21 protein-coding genes are annotated in these 19,143 nt (G+C 68.4%); 6 read left to right on the top strand and 15 right to left on the bottom strand.

Going from position 1 to position 19,143, the window contains the following annotated elements; all coding sequences use genetic code 11:
* Positions 1-69 precede the first annotated feature (69 nt).
* Together IM25_RS07350 and IM25_RS07345 are read right to left on the bottom strand one after the other, a co-directional pair.
* The gene (locus IM25_RS07350) at positions 70-822 is read right to left on the bottom strand and encodes a MerR family transcriptional regulator (protein ID WP_006553436.1); all 753 of its coding nucleotides are present in this window, start codon (positions 820-822) and stop codon (positions 70-72) included.
* Between the two features lie 141 nt (positions 823-963).
* Complete coding sequence (locus IM25_RS07345) at positions 964-2,523, bottom strand: SpoIID/LytB domain-containing protein (RefSeq protein ID WP_065995911.1); 1,560 nt, start codon at positions 2,521-2,523, stop codon at positions 964-966.
* A gap of 273 nt (positions 2,524-2,796) precedes the next feature.
* Between IM25_RS07345 and IM25_RS07340 the strand changes: the two genes are divergently transcribed.
* Positions 2,797-4,956, top strand: coding sequence for an N-acetylmuramoyl-L-alanine amidase (locus IM25_RS07340; RefSeq protein ID WP_065995910.1), 2,160 nt, complete (start codon positions 2,797-2,799; stop codon positions 4,954-4,956).
* A gap of 25 nt (positions 4,957-4,981) precedes the next feature.
* Here the strand turns inward: IM25_RS07340 and IM25_RS07335 are convergent, their stop codons facing one another.
* A complete protein-coding gene (locus tag IM25_RS07335; RefSeq protein WP_232333454.1) occupies positions 4,982-5,911 on the bottom strand; it encodes an HAD family hydrolase in 930 nt (309 codons plus the stop codon).
* Complete coding sequence (locus IM25_RS07330; protein WP_006553432.1) at positions 5,874-6,689, bottom strand: lysophospholipid acyltransferase family protein; 816 nt, start codon at positions 6,687-6,689, stop codon at positions 5,874-5,876. Before IM25_RS07330 ends, IM25_RS07335 begins: the two co-directional genes overlap by 38 nt.
* A 63-nt stretch (positions 6,690-6,752) precedes the next feature.
* On the opposite strand from IM25_RS07330, the gene IM25_RS07325 reads away from it, so the two are divergent.
* Both IM25_RS07325 and IM25_RS07320 read left to right on the top strand, forming a co-directional pair.
* The gene (locus tag IM25_RS07325; protein ID WP_033097848.1) at positions 6,753-7,565 is read left to right on the top strand and encodes a hypothetical protein; all 813 of its coding nucleotides are present in this window, start codon (positions 6,753-6,755) and stop codon (positions 7,563-7,565) included.
* A 52-nt stretch (positions 7,566-7,617) separates the two neighbouring features.
* Positions 7,618-9,201: a Rieske 2Fe-2S domain-containing protein gene (locus tag IM25_RS07320; RefSeq protein WP_033097849.1), complete on the top strand. Its 1,584-nt coding sequence runs from the start codon at positions 7,618-7,620 to the stop codon at positions 9,199-9,201.
* A 14-nt stretch (positions 9,202-9,215) separates the two neighbouring features.
* On the opposite strand, the gene IM25_RS07315 is transcribed toward IM25_RS07320, so the two are convergent.
* The gene (locus IM25_RS07315; RefSeq protein WP_065995909.1) at positions 9,216-10,418 is read right to left on the bottom strand and encodes an MFS transporter; all 1,203 of its coding nucleotides are present in this window, start codon (positions 10,416-10,418) and stop codon (positions 9,216-9,218) included.
* Positions 10,419-10,511: 93 nt separating this feature from the next.
* Between IM25_RS07315 and IM25_RS07310 the strand changes: the two genes are divergently transcribed.
* Positions 10,512-11,012, top strand: coding sequence for a PaaI family thioesterase (locus IM25_RS07310; RefSeq protein ID WP_006553428.1), 501 nt, complete (start codon positions 10,512-10,514; stop codon positions 11,010-11,012).
* A gap of 6 nt (positions 11,013-11,018) precedes the next feature.
* Here the strand turns inward: IM25_RS07310 and serS are convergent, their stop codons facing one another.
* Complete coding sequence (serS, locus tag IM25_RS07305) at positions 11,019-12,281, bottom strand: serine--tRNA ligase (protein ID WP_033097851.1); 1,263 nt, start codon at positions 12,279-12,281, stop codon at positions 11,019-11,021.
* A gap of 11 nt (positions 12,282-12,292) precedes the next feature.
* The gene (locus tag IM25_RS07300) at positions 12,293-12,685 is read right to left on the bottom strand and encodes an ankyrin repeat domain-containing protein (RefSeq protein WP_006553426.1); all 393 of its coding nucleotides are present in this window, start codon (positions 12,683-12,685) and stop codon (positions 12,293-12,295) included.
* 36 nt (positions 12,686-12,721) lie between these two features.
* On the opposite strand from IM25_RS07300, the gene IM25_RS07295 reads away from it, so the two are divergent.
* Both IM25_RS07295 and IM25_RS07290 read left to right on the top strand, forming a co-directional pair.
* Positions 12,722-13,780, top strand: a complete 1,059-nt coding sequence (locus tag IM25_RS07295; protein ID WP_033097889.1) for a septum formation family protein — start codon at positions 12,722-12,724, stop codon at positions 13,778-13,780.
* Between the two features lie 13 nt (positions 13,781-13,793).
* Positions 13,794-14,132, top strand: coding sequence for a metallopeptidase family protein (locus tag IM25_RS07290; protein WP_033097890.1), 339 nt, complete (start codon positions 13,794-13,796; stop codon positions 14,130-14,132).
* A 27-nt stretch (positions 14,133-14,159) separates the two neighbouring features.
* Here IM25_RS07290 and IM25_RS26390 read toward each other — a convergent pair whose 3' ends face one another.
* From IM25_RS26390 to IM25_RS07255, 8 genes are all read right to left on the bottom strand, one after another.
* Entirely contained in the window at positions 14,160-14,321 is a 162-nt protein-coding gene (locus IM25_RS26390; protein WP_016933301.1) for a hypothetical protein, read from the bottom strand.
* Positions 14,322-14,444: 123 nt separating this feature from the next.
* Positions 14,445-14,732, bottom strand: coding sequence for a putative quinol monooxygenase (locus tag IM25_RS07285; RefSeq protein WP_033097852.1), 288 nt, complete (start codon positions 14,730-14,732; stop codon positions 14,445-14,447).
* 87 nt (positions 14,733-14,819) lie between these two features.
* The gene (locus tag IM25_RS07280; protein ID WP_198162570.1) at positions 14,820-15,218 is read right to left on the bottom strand and encodes an NUDIX hydrolase; all 399 of its coding nucleotides are present in this window, start codon (positions 15,216-15,218) and stop codon (positions 14,820-14,822) included.
* 49 nt (positions 15,219-15,267) lie between these two features.
* Positions 15,268-15,810 carry an SDR family NAD(P)-dependent oxidoreductase gene (locus IM25_RS27425; protein WP_033097891.1) on the bottom strand — a complete coding sequence of 181 codons (543 nt, stop codon included), beginning with the start codon at positions 15,808-15,810 and terminating at the stop codon, positions 15,268-15,270.
* Between the two features lie 23 nt (positions 15,811-15,833).
* The gene (locus tag IM25_RS07270; RefSeq protein ID WP_019290365.1) at positions 15,834-16,664 is read right to left on the bottom strand and encodes an acyl-CoA dehydrogenase family protein; all 831 of its coding nucleotides are present in this window, start codon (positions 16,662-16,664) and stop codon (positions 15,834-15,836) included.
* 6 nt (positions 16,665-16,670) lie between these two features.
* Entirely contained in the window at positions 16,671-17,654 is a 984-nt protein-coding gene (locus IM25_RS07265; protein ID WP_065995908.1) for an NAD(P)H-dependent flavin oxidoreductase, read from the bottom strand.
* Positions 17,655-17,692: 38 nt separating this feature from the next.
* Positions 17,693-18,346 (bottom strand): TetR/AcrR family transcriptional regulator, encoded by a 654-nt coding sequence (locus tag IM25_RS07260; RefSeq protein WP_006553419.1) that lies wholly within the window; start codon positions 18,344-18,346, stop codon positions 17,693-17,695.
* A gap of 31 nt (positions 18,347-18,377) precedes the next feature.
* Complete coding sequence (locus IM25_RS07255) at positions 18,378-19,139, bottom strand: 3-hydroxyacyl-CoA dehydrogenase (RefSeq protein WP_019290368.1); 762 nt, start codon at positions 19,137-19,139, stop codon at positions 18,378-18,380.
* Positions 19,140-19,143: the final 4 nt, after the last annotated feature.

Genomic DNA, 19,143 nt, shown 5'->3' with positions numbered 1-19,143 from the left:
AGACCAGGGTATGCGACTCCGTCGCGGAGGTGCCCTCTCGGTCCGGGCGGACCGAGAGGGCCGTCACACTCACACGTAGTAGGTGAGCGCGTCACGGACGAATTCGGCGCCCTCCCGTCCTCCGTAGTTCGCCGCGAAACGCTCGTCCTCGACGTACATGTCGGCGAGACCGAGCACGTACTCCCGCGGACTGCCCGCCGCAGTGCCGCCTCCCGGGGTGCCCGGAATCGACGACAGCCAGGCGACGTGCCGCCGCGCGAGGTCCTGCGCTTCGGGGCCCGCCGGGTCGAGACCGGCCCGGGCCGCCGCGATCCAGTCATGGTTCAGCTGCTCGACCTGCTTCATCCAGTCGTGCCTGGCGGCGTCGTCCATGCCCCGCCACCAACGATCGCCCGAGTCGTAGGCGTCCTTGCCCCACCGTTCGATGACCTCGTCCCGGTACTGCGTGTGGTCGAACCCGTCGAACACTTCGTCTGCCACGAGTTCCTCCCCTCTCTCCGTCTTCGCCAAGGTGGTGCGCACCGCCGCGATACGGCGGTCCAACTGCCGGCGCTCGTGTTCGAGCAGGTCGAGGTGGGTGCGCAGTGCGCTCGCGGTGTCGTCGTGACCGGCGAGCACGTCGCGGATGGCGGGCAGGGCCAGTCCCAGATCGCGGAGCAGCAGGATGCGCTGGAGACGCACGAGTGCGTCCTCGTCGTAGAACCGCATGCCGTTGCTGCCGGTGCGGCTCGGATGCAGCACCCCCACGTCGCCGTAGTGCCGCAGTGTGCGGCTGGTGACACCGGCGGCGCGTGCCAGTTGCTGGATCGACCATTCCCGCACGTGCCCACCTTCTTCTTTCCGGCTACGCCCAGCGTGCATCTTGACGTTGCGTCAATGTCAACCATCGTCGTCGCGGTGCCGGAACGCCACCGGCCGGCCGCCCTGTTCGGGGCGACCGGCCGGTCGAGATGTGCCGTCGGGTTACTCGGCGCTACCCGTGCTCGGGAACCAGTCCTTCAGGAAGCTCGCGTCGATGACCTGAGCACCGAGGTCCGGTGTCCACACGATCGCGCCGCCGGTGAAGATCCGGAACTTGCCGATCTCGTCGGGCAGCATCAGCTCGGGGCCGATGGGCGAGCCGAGCACGCTGTCGACGCCGCCGAGGTCCAGATAGGCCTGCTCGATGGGCGAGGTGCCGGTGCCGCTGCCGAAGGGATCGGTGCCGGTTTCGGGGCCGGGTTCGGGTGCCGGAGTGATCTCCGGGGCGTCCTCGTCGATGCCTTCCTTGACGGTGAACCAGTCGGAACGCAGTCCCAGCTTGGTCCGTGCCTCGGCGCCCGTCGTTTCGATGGTGCGGTCGGAGCCGACCACGCGGACCCGGGTCACGCGACCGCCTTCGGGTCCGAGATTGTTGCGGGAGAGCACCTCGAATGCCTGGAGGTCGCCGACGCCGAACTTGCTGCCGATCTCGGCCGCGGTGAAGGTCTTGGCCCATTCGCGGTTCGGGGCGACCTTGTCACCCTCGTCCTCGACGGGCGGGAAGGTGCCGCCGGCCGAGTAGCCGCCGGTGGAGGCGGAGAACTCGCTGCGCACGACCTCGCCGTCCTTCATCAGGACGGTTCCGCGGGTGGTGCGCACACCGTCGTCCGTGCGCGGATCCTCGACGCCCGCCCCGCCGTAGACCTGACAGTCCGTGGTGTCGCAGGTCTGCCACTTCTCGTGACGCTTCTCGGCGAGGGCGTAGGACCGCGCGGCGATGGCCTGCGCCCGCAGCGCCTCGGCACCACCGGTGTCGGCCCAGGCGGGCAGCGCCTCGGCGGGGACCACGCTGCGCAGGTAGTCCTCGACGTGGAGGCGGTTGACGGTGCGCGGGGCGGTGCCGTCGAGCACCACACCGAGGGCACCGCGGTAGGTCTTGTCGTCCGAGCACATCGTGAGGTGCTCGTTCGCGGGACGGTCCTCGGCGAGGTCGATCGGGTCCACCCACGGCAGGTCGGTGGCTGCCTGCCACAGCACGTCGCCGCTGCAGCCCTCGGTGACGACGACGTTCGCGCCGCCGTCCGGGGTGGGTGTCAGGTGCGCGGCCTCGCCGGGCGCGAGTTGCTTACCGGCGACGATCATGCCGGTGTCGGAGTAGACGTCGAGGGTGTGGTCGTCGCGCGCCATGAGACGGACCGCGATCATCGCGTCGTCGACCGTGCCGAGTTCGGTGCCGCCGTAGTAGTGGCCGATGATCCGCTCGGCGGTCCACCCGTCCTGGGCGTAGCCGTAGGCACCCCACTGCCCCATGCCACGACCGTGGCCGTGACCGAAGCCACTGAACGTGAAGGGCGTGTCGGCCGAAACCGCTTGCACGACACCTGGTGCCGCCTGGTTGCTCTGGACGAGCGCGCCCACGCCGGCTCCGACGAGCAGCGCGGGAGCGACCCCGATCGCGGCGGCACGGGCGACGGAGGGACGCCATCCGTTGCGCAGCGGCCTGCCGAGGATGATGCGCCGCCTCCGGATCTTGCCTCTGCGCCCGATGGACTGTCGTGACATGACGTTGCTCCCTCGTTGTCGCTGTAGGCGCGAACTCGTGATCCGCGATATCGGACAATTTCGACCGATCCTCAAGCTCAGGTTGAGGCTTAAGGTTTGCTGCGTCTAGTGTGACAAGAGTGACGGAGCTAGGCAACAAATGTCACAGAAGCAACACAAGAATCACGAGTTACAGAACTTTCGTGTCCGAACCGGGCCACGGAAGCGACACGTAAGGGACGATCCGAAGTCGGAACCGTCCGCTGGAGCACCAACGACAGGGAGTAGCAAACAGTGCCGCATCGCCGCCCCAAGCCGTCGATCGTCCTGGGTGCCGTCGCCGCCCTGGCCGTCGCGACGCCCTTCGCCGTCACCGGGCTGACCAGCACCGCTCCCGAGATCCGGAATGCCAACGACACCGTCGAGGCAGTGGCACCCGATATCGCGGAAGTCGTGCTCGCCTCGGTGCCCGACCTGATCATCCCGCTCGAGGAGCTCACCGGTCTCAACCTGCCGGACCTCAGTCTGAAGGAGATCGTCGACGGGCTCCCGCAGATCACGACTGCTCCCGACCCGAACGGCGGACTCGTCCAGCGCGTCGGTGCGACCGTCAAGGAACTCACCCGCGACACCCCGTTCAGCCTCGTCGCGCTCGCCGCCGAGGACGTCGCCGCCACCGACGCGCTCATCCGCGCGCAGCAGGACGACGGCAGCTGGGGTCCCTGGACCGCGACCGAGCCGATCGAGACGCGCGCCGACGACGCCACCAGCGAGGGACGCACGGGCACGGAGCCGATCTACGTCGGTGCCACCCGTGCGGTGCAGGTGCTGCTGACGCCGCGTCCCGGCCCCGAACCGAATCTCGCCGGCGCGGAGGCCCCGCCGGCACCCGAAGCCCCCGCTCCCACTCCCGAGGCACCCGCCCCGGAGGCACCGGCGCCCGAAGCTCCTGCTCCTGCAGCCCCGGCGGAGGCCCCGGTCCCCGCCGACGAGGCACCCGCGCCGATCGCTGCACCCGCAGCCGATGCACCCGACCTCGGATACGTGCCCGCGTCCTCGTCCAAGCCGCTGCGCGAGAACCCGCTGCAGGCGGCCGCCGAAGCGGTCAGTGCCGTGCTCATCTCGCCCGGCAGCAGCGAAGCGGACGCGCGACTCGAGGACATCGCGAGCCCGCTCGGTAACTCCGGCCTGAAGGTGATCACCCGCCAGCAGTGGGGCGCCGACGAGTCGATGCGCTGCCAGACCCCGACCTACGACGACTCCCTCGGTGGCGCGACCGTGCACCACACCGCGGGCAGCAACAACTACTCGAAGGCCGAATCGGCCGAGATCGTGCGCGCGATCTACGCGTACCACGCACGCACGCTCGGCTGGTGCGACATCGGATACAACACCCTCGTCGACAAGTACGGCCAGATCTTCGAGGGTCGCGCCGGTGGTCTCGACCGCAACGTCCAGGGCGCACACGCGGGTGGATTCAACGAGAACACCCACGGCATCGCGATGATGGGCGACTTCTCGACCCAGGCCCCGCCGCAGGCCGCGGTGGAGTCGGTCGGCAAGTTCCTCGGCTGGCGTCTGGCCCGCGCGGGACTGAACCCCAAGGGCCGCACCACGATGTACTCCGAGGGCACATCGTTCACCCCCTACCCGCAGGGTGCGGCGGTGGATCTGCCGATCATCTTCGCGCACCGCGACGTGGGCAACACCAGCTGCCCGGGTGATGCCGGCTACTCGCAGATGGGCAAGATCCGCGATATCGCCGTCGCTGCGGCAAAGGGCGGTGGCGGTGGCACTGCCCCGCAGCCCTCGAACCCGTCGCCGTCGAACCCGCAACCCTCGAACCCGCACCCCTCGAACCCGTCGCCGTCCAATCCGTCGCCGTCCAATCCGTCGCCGAACGTGCCGGACATCAACGTCGGAGCGCTCGCCTCGGGCTCGGCCGGCACCGCCGAAGGTGTCGTCGACGAGCTGATCCGCCTCAGCGGTCACCCGCTGGTCCAGAAGTGGCTCGCCGAGGGCGGCGAACTCGGACGGCTCGGACAGGCGGTGACCTCGATCCTTCCCGCGGTCAAGAGCGGTTTCGAACGAGTGAATTTCGTCAACGGGGCCATCTACACGTCACCGAACGGCGGCACGTGGACGGTACTCGGCGAGATCTACAAGGCGTGGGAGAAGAACGGACTCGACGCTGGTGAGCTGGGGTTGCCCACCAGCGACGAGTACCGGGTGCCGGACGGTTGGCGTTCGGACTTCGAGTTCGGCTCGCTGATCTTCAACGAGGTCACGGGTGTCGTCACCAAGGTGCTGCGCGCCTACGACGACGCCTACGACCAGGCGATGCAGGATCAGCCGGCCGACGTCGCAGGACCCGCACCCGAGGGTGCTCCTGCGCCCGGACCCGAACCGGCACCTGCGCCGGAACCGGCACCCGAACCGGCGCCCGCGGGCTGACCCGCAGCGCACCGGTAGGAACGAGTCACCGCCACCACCGTTCGAGAACGCGGGCCACCCCGTCCTCGACGTTGGTGGCGGTGACTTCGTCTGCGACCGACTTCGCGTCCGGATGCGCGTTCTCCATCGCCACACCGTGACGCGCTACCGACAGCATCGGAATGTCGTTGGGCATGTCGCCGAAGGCCACGAGATTCTCGTGGGAGACACCCAGTAGCCGGGCCATCTCCTGGAGACCGGAAGCCTTCGTGACCCCCCCCGCGGAGATCTCGATGAGCCCGTGGGTCGTCGAATAGGTCACGTCGACCAGCCCGTGCAGTTTCGGCACGAGAGCCTCCGCCATCTCCCGGCTGGTCGCGCCGGGGAGCCGGACGAGCAACTTGATGGCGGGCTCACTGATCACCTCGTGCTCGGCGAGTTCGGTGTTGTCCGGATTCAGCCAGGCATGTTCGTAACCGGGAGCGCTGACGAACTGCGGCGTCGCCGCGTCGTGGGCCCGATCCCCCACCCGCTCCGCGGCCAGACCGCAACCGGGAAGCACCGACGAGGCCACCTCGGCGAGCCACGCCAGTTCGTCGACCTCGAGCACCGCGGCGCTGAGCACACGGTCGGTGGAACTGTCGTAGAGCACGGCACCGTTCGCGCACACCGCCATGGGCGCGTAGCCCAGCTCTTCGACGACCGGCGCGATCCAGCGCGGCGGGCGGCCGGTGGCCAGGACGAACGGAACACCGGAGTCGACCACCGCATGTACCGCGGCGCGGGGCCGATCGGACACCTTCTCGGTGTCGTCGATCAGGGTGCCGTCCACGTCCGTAGCCACCAATCCGGGACGCACCGCGTCCGTGGAAGCAGGACGCACCGCGTCCGTGATGTGGTCCCGATACGGCTCTCGACTCGACTGTGCGTTCACTCCGTCATTGTGCCGAAGTACCGCGGTCGCCGCCTGCGTCATCGTTGCCGCTACCGGCAGCACCTTCACGGGCGGCACGTTCCCGGGCCTTCCGGGCGCGACGCTCGGCGGCCGCGGCCTCGTCCAGGGCGGTCGCCTCCTCGAGGGTCGGCGCGGATCCGCCCAGGCGGCGGGGCACCCAGTAGGCACCGTCCTCGTGGATGTAACCGTCCTGGACCCGGTGAAGCATCTTCTCCATGGTCGCGTGGAGCTGCGCGGTCATCTCCGCTGCCGGCTCGAACGGATGGATGGGGGCGCCCACCTCGATGGTGATCGGGGTGTTCGTACGTCCGAGCCGCTTCGGGTGGCCCTTCGTCCACACCCGCTGCGACCCCCAGATGACCATGGGGACCACCGGGACACCGGCTTCGTTCGCCATCCGTGCCGCGCCGGACCGGAACGCCTTGAGTTCGAAGCTGCGGCTGATCGTCTCCTCCGGGAAGACACCCACGAGCTGACCGGCACGCAGCGCCTCCACGGCGAGTCGGTAGGACTCGCCGGCGTCGCCGCGGTCGACGGGGATGTGCTTCATCGCGCGCATCATGGGGCCGGAGATCTTGTGGTCGAAGACTTCCTTCTTCGCCATGAAGCGGATGTACCGCTTGGTGACCCGGGCGGGGATCCCGGCGTAGGTGAAGTCCATGTAGCCGGTGTGGTTGATCGCGATGACCGCACCACCCGTCGCCGGGATGTTCTCCGCCCCGGTGATCGCGAACTTCAGCCCTTGCGCTGCGAAGAGCGTGCGGGCGACACCGATGATGGTCCGATAGAAGGGTTCCACGCCGGTCAGCCTAGCGGGGCCCGGTGGAGGAACGACCGTGATCATCGTCGAAAGGCCACTACTGTGCGCACCCTCGCCCGAAAGCCCGACGTACTCGCATTCGCCGCCCTCGCCGTCGCCGTGGTCCTCACCGTCGCCGGTTGCGAGGGCGACGGGCAGTCCGGCATCCCGACCGAGAGCCCGGAACCGACCGCGGCGGAAACCGTCGAGGAGACCACCCCCGCCGCGACGCTCGCGGTGGTCGTCGGGGACGTCCCCGGTAATCCCGCCGCCACCGCGGCGCTGCAGGCATGGACGAACGACCTCGTCGGCGGCATCGATGTGGTGGACAAGTGCTGGACGATCGCCCCGGAACGGGCCCGGCAGATGTACGCCGACGTCGACGCGATCACCGCCGCGGTGCAGCAGCCGGGCAGGGACGGCCAGTACGCGGTGACGTGGTCGGCCGGTGGCATCGACCTGTCCGTCCTGCGCAGCGAGATCGCGTCCGGCTACGCGTGCCCGTACGTGAACCCGACCGGCGCGCCGGGCTACACCGACGAGGACGCCCGCTATGCCGTCGAACGATTCCTCGGACGGGCGATCGGCGCGCCGGTGGATCCGGACGACACCGAGGAGCGGTACCCACTGGTGTGCGAGGCTCGGGGCACGTGGGATCCCTGGGGCACCGGGAACCCCGGAGTGCCGCCGCTGGCCACCGATCCCGACGTCGTCGGTGACCTCGAATCCTTCGAGGCCGCGGCCGCTTCCGTCACCCCGGTCTCGGAGGTGTACACGAATGTGACGATTCCGATCGTCGAGGCCGGTACACCCCGTGACCTGGTGGTCCTGCTCACCACGGGCAGCAACGGGTACTGCCTGGGCGCAGTGGACTGACGGGCGGCGCCTACTCTGGTAGGCGTCGGTCAGCACGTCAGGAGGGTACGAAGTGCAGATCACCAGCGTCGGACACGCCGGTTTCCACATCCAGACCGAAGCGGGGTCCATCCTGTGCGATCCGTGGGTCACGCCCGCGTACTTCGCCTCGTGGGTGCCCTTCCCGGACAACACCGGTCTCGACTGGGACGCTCTCGGCAACGTCGACTACCTGTACGTCTCGCATCTGCACAAGGATCACTTCGATCCCGACACGCTGAGCAAGCACGTCAACAAGGACGCGACCGTCCTGCTGCCCGACTATCCGGTACCGGACCTGCGTCGCGAGCTCGAGAAGCTCGGTTTCTCGAAATTCTTCGAGACCACCGACTCCGTCAAGCACCGGCTGCGGCACGGCACTATCGAGGTCGCTCCGCAGGCTCCGCTCTCGCCGGGCGATCTCGACATCATGATCATCGCGCTGCGTGCGCCGGCCGACGGACCGATCGGCGACTCGGGCCTGATCGTCTCCGACGGTGAGTCGACCGTGTTCAACATGAACGACGCGCGGCCGATCGACATGGACGTCATGCACGAGGCGTTCGGGAAGATCGACATCCACCTGCTGCAGTACTCGGGCGCCATCTGGTACCCGATGGTCTACGACATCCCGAAGAAGACCAAGGCCAACTTCGGCAGGCAGAAGCGCCAGCGCGGCATGGACCGTTGCCGCAGCTACATCGACCAGGTCGACGCGACGTGGATCGTGCCGTCGGCCGGTCCGCCGGTCTTCCTCGACGACGACCTGCGCGACCTCAACGACGACCACGGCGACGAGGGCAACATCTTCCCCGACCAGCAGGTCTTCCTCGAGCAACTGCGCATCCACGGCCGCGAGGGCGGTCTGCTCATGATCCCGGGTTCGGTGGTGGATCTGAAGGGCAGCGAGCACATGACGCTCACGCACCCGATCCCCGACGAGCAGGTCGAGGCGATCTTCACGAACAAGGCCGCCTACATCGAGGACATGGCGCAGCGCTTCGCTCCGGTGATCGCGGCGCAGAAGGCGGCCTGGGCTCCCGCCGAGGGCGAGCCGCTGCTGCCCGCACTCAAGGCGAAGTTCGAGCCGATCATGGCGCAGTCCGATCTCATCTGCGACGGCATCGGTTACCCGGTGGGTCTGGTGATGGGCGACGAGACCGTGGTGCTCGACTTCCCCAAGCGCGTCGTGCGCGAACCCATCGAGGGAGAAGGCAAGTACCGCTACGGCTTCCGTATCGCTCCCGAGCTCGTGCGCACGGTTCTGCGCGACGACGAGCCCGACTGGGTCAACACGATCTTCCTGTCCACCCGGTTCACGGCCTGGCGCATCGGCGGATACAACGAGTTCCTCTACACCTTCTTCAAGTGCCTGACCGACGAGCGCATCGCGTACGCCGACGGCTGGTTCGCCGAGGCGCACGACGACTCGGCGTCGATCGAGCTGGGCGGCTACGAGATCCAGCGTCGCTGCCCCCACCTGAAGGCCGACCTGTCGAAGTTCGGTGTCGTCGACGGCACCACGCTGACCTGCAACCTGCACGGCTGGCAGTGGGATCTCGAATCGGGCCGCTGCAAGACCTCGAAGGGTCACGAACTGCGCAGCACCAAGCTGTGATCCGCATCCGGTAGTCACCGCTCCCGTTCGGTCCCGGCGGGTCGCGCCGCGGGCAACAGCCTCGGCGCGACCACGCCCAACCCGACCAGCGGGAGCACCGTCACCGCGACCAGCGCCGCCATCGGCAACCACAGCGAGCCGATCGCGTAGGCGGCGAAGACCGCCACCGACAGCACCTCGCTCGTCAGGCCGACGACGGACGAGACGGTCGCGCGGGCACGACCGGACATCGTGTCCTGCAGGCGCGCCTCGGCGACGATCGCCGTGTTGTGCAGCGCGCCGTAGCCCACACCGATCGCCGTGAATCCGGCGATCCCCCCGGCGAGTGCACCACCGGCGATCAGTGCCGATCCGACGATCACGACGGCACCCATGGTGCGGCCGCTCATCGTCGCAGTCCGTCCGGCGGTCGCGGCACCGACCACCTGTCCGACGGCCGTCAGCGCTACCAGCACCGGCACGAATCCGGTCTCCGCTCCCGATTCGCGTGCGAGGAGAGCGAAGTACTCGTCGAAGGCGAGGCAGGCGAGCAGGGCGGCCGCGAGGACGACCGATCGTCGCACCACCCGGTCGGTGCGGATCTCGGACGTTCCCGCGCGCAGCGACGACATGTAGCGGACGAGGACGGTGTCGCCTCTGCCGGCGATCTCATCGGCCTCCTCCACCTTCGGTGCGGCGGGGAGCGTTCCCACGAGCGCGATGTCGACGACGGTGATCGCGACCGACACCCAGCCCACGAGCGCGTAGCCGCCGATTTCGAACAGCGGTGCCGCCGTGAGGATCGCGACGAAGACACACGTCATCTCACCCGCGTTGGCGTATCCCATGATCGCCGCGTACCGGTGTTCGCACCCGCGCGCGGCGAGTTCGTCGTACACGAGGGCCTCGAAGGTGCCGGATTTCATCGACTCGCTGATGCCCCATAGGACGAAACCGAGCGCGAACCCCCAGTACCCGGGCCACCCCAGCCACATCGTGAACGCTGCCGTGAGCAGGGCTCCGCTGCCGAACAGCAGACCGCGACGGGAGACGGTGTCGGCCCACGCACCCGACGGCACCTCGGAGACGAAGGCGACCACCGACCACAGGACGAACAGCGAGGAGATGGAACGGGTGTCGAGACCGTGATCCTCGAACAGCAACGCGTACAGGCCGTAGAGCGGCACGAACTCACGGACGGACGCGTACGCGACCACCCGCGCGGACAGCGAGGTCACCGGATCGGATCAACATCGACGGCGCATGCAACGAGAATGGCACGCCCGGCTCCACATGTCACCCCTCCAAAAGGTGGGATACGGTCGGTCATCGTGAGCACGGACGAGCAACAGCAGCGGCAGCGTACCTACACGTGGGAGGACCCGGCACCGACGTCGGCGGCCAACCGCGACATGCACGGACTCGACTTCCTGCGCGGGCTGATGGACGGGACGATCCCGCACCACCCCACCTCCCGCACGCTCGGCTTCACCGTCACCGATGCCGGCGAGGGCTTCGCCGAGGTCACCCTCGAGCCGCAGGAGTTCCACGCCAACGCGGTGGGCAGCATCCACGGCGGCGTGCTCGCTACCCTCTTCGACACCGCGATGGGCTTCTGCGTGTCGAGCACCCTCGAGGCCGGGGTCGGGTACACGACCCTCGACCTGCAGGTCCGCTACGTGCGTCCGGTGCAGACCGGCAAGGGCGTCATCCGTGTGCAGGGCTTCTGCGAGCACACCGGACGTCGCACGGCGACGGCGCGCGGCGAGGCCCGTGACTCCGAGGGCCGCCTGCTCGCGACGGGTTCGACCACCTGCCTGATCCTGCGCTGACAGTTCTCAGGCGCCGGGTTCGAGCACCTCACGTCCCACGAACGGGACGAGAGCCTCGGGCACCTTGACCGAACCGTCGGCCTGCTGGTGGTTCTCGAGCAGCGCGACGAGCCAGCGGGTGGTCGCGAGCGTGCCGTTGAGGGTCGCGGCGGTCTGCGGCTTGCCGTTCTCGTCGCGGTAGCGGATGTTGAGGCGACGCGCCTGGAAGGTCGTGCAGTTCGACGTCGACGTGAGCTCGCGGTAGCGCTCCTGCGTGGGCACCCAGGCCTCGCAGTCGAACTTGCGGGACGCCGACGACCCGAGATCGCCGGCGGCGACGTCGATGACGCGGTACGGCACGTCGATGGCGGCGAGCATGTCGCGCTCCCAGGCCAGCAGACGCTCGTGCTCCGCCGCGGCCTCCTCGGGGCGGCAGTAGACGAACATCTCGACCTTGTCGAACTGGTGCACGCGGATGATGCCGCGGGTGTCCTTGCCGTAGCTGCCCGCCTCGCGACGGAAGCACGACGACCAGCCCGCGTAGCGCTTCGGCCCCTTCGACAGGTCGAGGATCTCGCCCGAGTGGTAGCCCGCGAGCGGCACCTCGGAGGTGCCCACGAGGTAGAGGTCGTCCTCCTCGAGTCGGTACACCTCGTCGGCGTGCCGGCCGAGGAAGCCGGTGCCCTGCATCACCTCGGGGCGCACGAGCACGGGCGGAATCATCATGGTGAACCCGTTCGCGGTGGCCTTCTGGGCGGCCAGCTGCAGCAAACCCAGCTGGAGCAGCGCGCCGTAACCGGTGAGGAAGTAGAACCGGGCACCGGAGACCTTCGCGCCGCGCTCCATGTCGATGAGCCCGAGCGACTCGCCGAGCGCGAGGTGGTCCTTGGGTTCGAAGTCGAAGGTGGGCAGCTCGCCGACGGTCTCGAGCGTGACGAAGTCGTCCTCGCCGCCGGCGGGCACGCCGTCCTGCACGACGTTGGAGATCGCGAGGTGCGCGCGATCGAAGGCCTCCTGCGCGGCGTGCTGCTCGGCCTCGAGTTCCTTGACCTTCGCCGCCAGCTCCTTGGCGCCGTCGAGCAGCGCGGGGCGCTCCTCGGGAGACGCCTTGCCGACCTTCTTGCCCAGGGCCTTCTGCTCGGCGCGTGCGTTGTCGCCGGCGAGGACAGCGGCGCGACGGGAGGCGTCGGCCTCGAGCAGCACGTCGACGAGGCCCGGGTCCTCTCCCCGCAGGCGCTGCGACTCGCGGACGGCGTCGGGATTCTCGCGGAGGAACTTGAGGTCGATCACGGAATCGAAGCCTACCGCTGCCAGAGTTCCAGGTAGTCGTCGCGCCCGAACATCTTCGCTGTGTCCTCCGCGGTGGGGTGCCCGTGACGCGGGTCGGCACCGGCCTCGGCGAGCACCCGCACCACTGCCTCGACGCCCTTGAAGACCGCCCCCGAGAGAGGCGACTGGCCGCGGTCGTTGAGCCGGTTCACGTCGGCTCCCCGCTCGACCAAGACCTGTACGGCCTCGGCATGACCGTGGTAGGACGCCAGCATGAGCAGCGTGTCGCCGGTCTCGTTGGTGAGGTTCACCGGTACTCCGGCGTCGACGTACGCGGTGAGGGTCTCGACGTCTCCCTGGCGGGCGGCGTCGAAGGTCTGCTTGGCGATCTCGAGAATCTCGGGATCGATCGGGTCGTCGGCCATGAGCCGAAACTACCTGCGTCCACTCGAACAGGCATGATGGAAGTGATGGCCGAAGACAACAAGCCCAAGCCCGACCGGCGCCCGCCCTCGGCGCGGTTGACCCGACGCGCCCTCGTGCTCGTTGCGGCCGGTGCCGTCCTGGCGGCGATCGCGACGTTCGTCGTCGCGGGGTTCCAGGGCGCCGGCGGCGGGGACGACAGCGCCGGCGCCAACATCAGCACGACCGGCGCGGTCGCGGGGGAAGCGTTCGGTACCGCCACCACCGGCGATTGCCTGACCTGGAGTGCTCTCGACGCGAGCGACCTCGCGAAGGTCGACTGCGCCGAGACGCATCTGTTCGAGGTGGTCGCCGACATCGACCTGAGCCTGTATCCCGGCACCGAATGGGGACCGGGATCACGCTTCCCGTCGGTCACGCGCTTCACCGAGCTGCGCGACGAGCAGTGCGCCCCCGCCGCGATGGACTATCTCGACGGCCGGTTCGACCCGCACGGCAAGTTCAGCATCGGCCTCATCAACCCCGGCGAGGCGGGCTGGGCGGCCGGCGAACGCACGCTGCGGTGCGGTCTGCAGTTCTCGTCGACCACCGGCAACCTGCTCCCCATCAAGGGCCGGGTCGCCGATCAGGACCAGTCGCGGGCCTGGGACGTCGGCGTCTGCATCGGCATCAACAACGGTGTGCCTGCCGACCCGGTGGAGTGTTCCAAGCCGCACGCCTTCGAGGTCGTCGCGGTCGTCGACCTCGGTGGGCAGTTCCCGGGCGGTCTGCCGAGCATCGAGGACCAGGACGGCTATCTCGAGGAGACCTGCACGCGCCTGGTCAACGAGTACCTCGGCGAACCCGAGGCTCTGCGCAACAAGACCCTCACGTTGTTCTGGGACAACCTCGACTACGACAGCTGGCTCGCCGGCAGCCGCAAGGTGAACTGCTCGATCGGCAAGCAGGTCGAGGGGGGCGGATTCTCGTCGATCACCGGCAGCGCCAAGGGCGACATCCTCATCGACGGCCAGCCGCCCGTGCCGCCGCCGCCCGTGCCGGAAGGCCGGTCGCTGCCGACGCCGCTGCCGGGTGCCGTTCCCCTGCCGGGGTCGTGACGTGCCGGTGCACATGGAGGACGAGCACTTCGAGGAGCTCGTCTCGGAAGCGCTCGACGAGATTCCCCGCGAACTCGCGCGGGCGATCGACAACGTCGTGGTCCTCGTCGAGCCCCGCCACGAGGAAGAACCCGACCTGCTGGGTCTGTATCAGGGCGTCGCGCTGACCGAGCGCGACAGCCACTACGCGGGATCGCTACCGGACACGATCACGATCTACCGCGACGCGATCCTCGACATCTGCGAGAGCGACGACGACGTCGTGCACGAGGTACTGGTCACTGTCGTCCACGAGATCGCGCACTATTTCGGAATCGACGAAGAGCGCCTCCACCAGCTGGGCTGGGGCTGAGGCGCTCTTCGCGATCGGTACCGGGTGCTACTTGTTGCGGGCCGCGGTCGCCTTGTCGAGGCGGGGGCCCTTGGCCTTGCGCTGACCGAAGTGCGGGCTGAGCGTCGACACGACGAACATGATGACGGTTCCGACAGCGACGACGGCCACGGTGAGCCACACGACGATGACGCCGAAGAGTTCCAACATGCCCGGTTACCTCCACAGTCGATGTCACTTCGAGGCAAACGGCACACGTCCGCCCCGGGGGTCACCCTACCGTCCGCGTTCCGCCGGGTGACGACCGACTCCGCCCGCGCTCCGGTGGGGGACTCAGAGGGTGGTGAAGTGCTCGAGCTTCGGCGCTCCCGCCAGGAGGGGTCCGAGTTCGGTGATGGCACCCTCGCCGGCGCGGAACTTGCGGTAGGCGGCGTCGTGCTCGGCCGAGCGCCACTTCTCCACGACCACCCAACGGGCCTCGTTCTTCTGATCCACAAGGATCTCGATGCCGTCGCATCCGTCGAACTGTCGCGTCTCGTCGAGCACGCGGGTCATGATCTTCTTCGCGTCGTCGAGGGAGTCGGCCTTGAATTCGAGTTCGAGCAGAGCGGTGAGCGCCATGGGAGACCTTCCGTGATGTGCGAGGTGACTGCTCTCATCACATTTCCCCATGGATGAGAACTGCGCAATACCTCTGCGGAAACAGGATTATCGGGAGGCCGAGGCGAGAGCGGGAAGGACGTGGTGCTCGAGCAGCGGCGCGAGATCGTCGGGCAGCGGAAGGGCCGCCGGGTCGAGCCAGCGCGTCTCCGCGATCTCCGCGGCGGCGCCGGCGACCTCCACGAGCGGGTGTTCGTAGACGGTTCCTTCGAGCCGGTAACCGGGCTCGTTGGCGGCCTCGGCGTCGAAGACCCCGACGAGACGCAACGACGACAGATCCAGTTCGGCGCCCAGTTCCTCGGCGCACTCGCGCACGGCGGTCTCGGCGGGGGGCTCCCCCCGATCCGGCTTTCCTCCGGGCAGCATGAACCGCGACGTGTTCCGCTTCCGCACGGTGAGCACCTCACCGGCGGCGTTGCGGAGAACGACGGCGCTCACTCTGATCACACGGTCACGAATCGCGGGGTGCTGGTTCACCGGACCAGCTTAGGACCGGTCAGAACATGCTGTAGCCACCGTCGATGAGCGTCGTGCTGCCGGTCTGGAAGGACGACGCATCGCTCGCGAGATAGACGGCGATGCCTTCGAAATCCTCCGGGGTGCCCCACCGGCCGAGCGGCACACGGCCGATGACGTTCGAGTTGAAGACGTCGGACTCCTGCAGCGGACCGGTCATGTCGGTGGCGATCCGGCCCGGCAGCACGCTGTTGACCCGGATCCGGTGACGCGCGAACTCGACGGCACAGCCGTTCGCGAGCGCGAGCACCGCGGCCTTACTCGCCACGTACGGCCCACCGAAGTCGTCGACGAGCGCCGCGACACCGTCGGTCACGGCCTGCTCGTCGGAGACGTCGACCGTGCGGGTCGCCACACGGCCGGCGAACCTCCCGATGTCGGCCGCGGCCTTCGCGAGCTTGTCCTCGCTCCGGCCCCACAGGGTGACGTCGGCGCCGGCACGGGCGAGACCCCGGGCCATGCCGAGACCGATCCCCGCGGAAGCACCCGTGACGAGAGCGCGCTTGCCTGTGAGGTCGAAGATCGAATCCCTCTTCCCTGAAACGATTACGCGTACCCGGCAGCGATGTCGCGGCCGATGATCTCCTTCATGATCTCGGTGGTGCCACCGTAGATCGTCTGGATGCGTGCATCGACGTAGGCGCGCCCGATCGGGTACTCCATCAGATGCACGAAGCCGCGACCCTCGGTGCCGAGGAGGTTCCCGGCGGGGACGCGGGCGTCCTCGAAGACGAGCTCGGCGGTGTCCTGTGCGGCGAGACCGACCTTGTGGAGTTTGCGGCCCCTGCCGAAACCGGGGGTGTCGCGCTCGACGACGATGAGCGAGAAGCCCTTCGACCCCGCGTTCGGATCGGTGCGGCACACCACGATGACGAGATCGGAGTGGATTCCGTTGGTGATGAACGTCTTCTGTCCGTTGATCACCCACTCGTCACCCTCGCGTACGGCGGTGGTCTTCACGCCCTGCAGGTCGGATCCGGCGCCCGGTTCGGTCATGGCGATCGCGCCGATTCGTTCGCCGGTGGCGAGTGCCGGCAGCCAGCGCGCCTTCTGGTCCTCGGTGCCGAGGTGGAGGATGTACGGGATCGCGATGTCGTCCTGCAGTGCGAGTCCGGCGCCGAAGGAGGTCGTTCCGGTGCGCGCGATCTCCTCCTGCACGATGTGCCGGAAGCGGTAGTCGGTCACGCCCGAACCGCCGAACTCCTCGGGTACCCCGAGGCCGACGATGCCGGACTTGCCCGCGGCGATCCACGCCGACCGGTCGACGAGGCGCTCCTCCTCCCACCGCTCGTAGTTCGGTTCGATCTCGCGGGCGAGGAACTCGCGCACGGTCTCCCGGTACGCCTCGTGATCGTCGTCGAAATGGGTGCGTTTCATGGCTTCCTAGGCGTTCACGCGCGACATCATGCCGCTCAGACGCTCCGCGATGAGACTCTCGGCGTCGGCGACGATGCGCTCGACCAATCCCCCCGCGGTGGGGATGTCGTGGATGATTCCCTGGACGGTACCGACCGTCCAGATGCCGGCCTCGGGATCGCCGTTCTCGTAGACGAGGCGGCCGCGGGCACCGGCGACGAGTTCGCGCACGTCCTCGAACTGTCCTCCGCGGTCGAGGATCTCGACGACCTCGCGACTGACGGTGTTGCTCGCGACGCGGGCGGTGTTGCGCAGCGGACGGAAGATGAGCTCGGTGTCGGTCTCACTCGCCGCGACGATGGCTTCCTTGATGGTGCGGTGGATCGGCGATTCCTCGGTGCACATGAAGCGGGTGCCCATGTTGATGCCGTCGGCGCCGAGCGCGAGGGCCGCGACCAGACCACGACCGTCACCGAAGCCGCCGGAGGCGATCATCGGGATGGTGATCTTCTCGGCCGCGGCGGCGATGAGCACGAGGCCGGGGACGTCGTCTTCACCGGGGTGCCCGGCGCATTCGAAACCGTCGATGCTGATGCCGTCGACACCGATGTCCTGCGCCTTGACGGCGTGCCGGACGCTGGTGCACTTGTGCAGCACCTTGATTCCGGCAGCGTGGAAGTCGGGCAGGTGCGGCGCGGGATTCGATCCGGCCGTCTCGACGATCTTCACACCGGAGTCGATGATGACCTGGCGGTACTCCTCGTAGGGCGGCGGGGTGATCGCCGGCAGGATCGTGAGGTTGACGCCGAACGGCTGGTCGGTGAGCTCGCGGGTGCGTTCGATCTCCTTAGCGAGATCCTCGGGGGTCGGCTGCGTCAGAGCGGTGATCATGCCGAGCGCGCCGGCATTGGCGACCGCTGCGACGAGTTCGGCACGGCCGACCCACTGCATCCCTCCCTGCACGATGGGATGGCGGACGCCGAAGGTTTCGGTGAAGGCGGTGGTCAGCACGGCATGGACTCCTTGCGTGGAGGTGGTTGGAAAGACTCTCAGGCGGCCGGGTGGTGACCCACGACCCGCAGTGCGATCACGATGTACCGCTGGGCAATCCGAGCGGGAGTGAGGGGACCGCCGAGCTGGTACCAGCGGACGATGGACTGGAACATCCCGAGGAGGGCGCGCACGGCCTCCTCGACGTCGTCTACGTCGAACACCTGCTGTTCGACGCCCTCGCGCACCAGGTCGAGCATCATCAGCTCGAGACGCTTGCGGGTCGCGGCGTAGGTCCGGCGGTTCTCCGGGGAAATGTGGCGCACTTCGGAATCCAGGCCCGAACGCTGTGCACGGTGGGTCATGTTCAGCACGATCGCCTCGACGGCGTTGACGAAGCGGGCGACCGGGTCGTCGCCGCCGTCCGCGACCGCGGCCGACACACGGTCGATGAGGTCGAGGACGGCGGCGTCGAGCAGCGTGACGAGAACGGCTTCCTTGTTCTCGTAGTGGTAGTACAGCGCGGGCACCGTCACGCCGACCCGGCCGGCCAGGTCGCGGACGGTGGTGCCGTGGAAGCCGTTCTCGCTGAATGCTTCCAGGGCGTGTTCGAGGATGGGGTCGAGCCCCAGAGGCTGGAACTCACGCCAGTCCGCGCACGGCACGTCCGCGTGGGGCGTGTCGGATTCCTCGGCCTCGTATGCCGGGGTCATCGACCCCCTCCTCTCACAGTCGGTGCTCGGGTCAGCGCGGAGCCATGCGGATCGCGCCGTCGAGGCGGATGACCTCGCCGTTGAGCATCGGGTTCGAGACGATGTGCGCGGCGAGGGCACCGTACTCGGACGGATCGCCGAGGCGGGCCGGGTGCGGCACCTGTGCGCCGAGCGAGGCCTGGGCCTCCTCCGGCAGCGAGCCGAGCAGCGGGGTCTTGAACAGGCCCGGTGCGATGGTGACGACGCGGATGAGCAGCGACGCGAGGTCGCGGGCGATCGGCAGCGTCATGCCGACGACACCGCCCTTGGACGCCGAGTAGGCGGCCTGTCCGATCTGGCCGTCGAAAGCGGCGACGGAAGCGGTGTTGATGATGACGCCGCGCTCGCCGTCGATCGGCTCGGTCTTCGCGATGCGCTCGGCGGCGAGACGGATGACGTTGAACGTGCCGAAGAGGTTGACGTCGACGACCTTCTTGAACGCGTCGAGCGGGAAGGCACCCTTCTTGCTGACGGTCTTGATCGCGTTGCCGATGCCGGCGCAGTTCACCGCGACACGCACGGGTCCGAGCGACTCGGCGACGTCGAGGGCCTCGGTGACGGCGGCCTCGTCGGTGACGTCGGCGGCGACGAAGCGGACGCGGTCGCCGAGTTCCTTGGCGATGGTCTCACCGTTGGACGACGGCAGATCGATGATGACGACCTGGGCACCGTCGTTCAGCAGGGCCTTGACGGTGGCGAGACCGAGGCCGGAGGCACCACCGGTGACGACGGCGACGCTGTCGTTGACGATCATTGAT

Source organism: Rhodococcus sp. p52, assembly GCF_000763325.2.
GTDB classification, from domain to species: domain Bacteria; phylum Actinomycetota; class Actinomycetes; order Mycobacteriales; family Mycobacteriaceae; genus Rhodococcus; species Rhodococcus pyridinivorans.
This window is presented reverse-complemented; position numbering and strand designations above follow the sequence as displayed.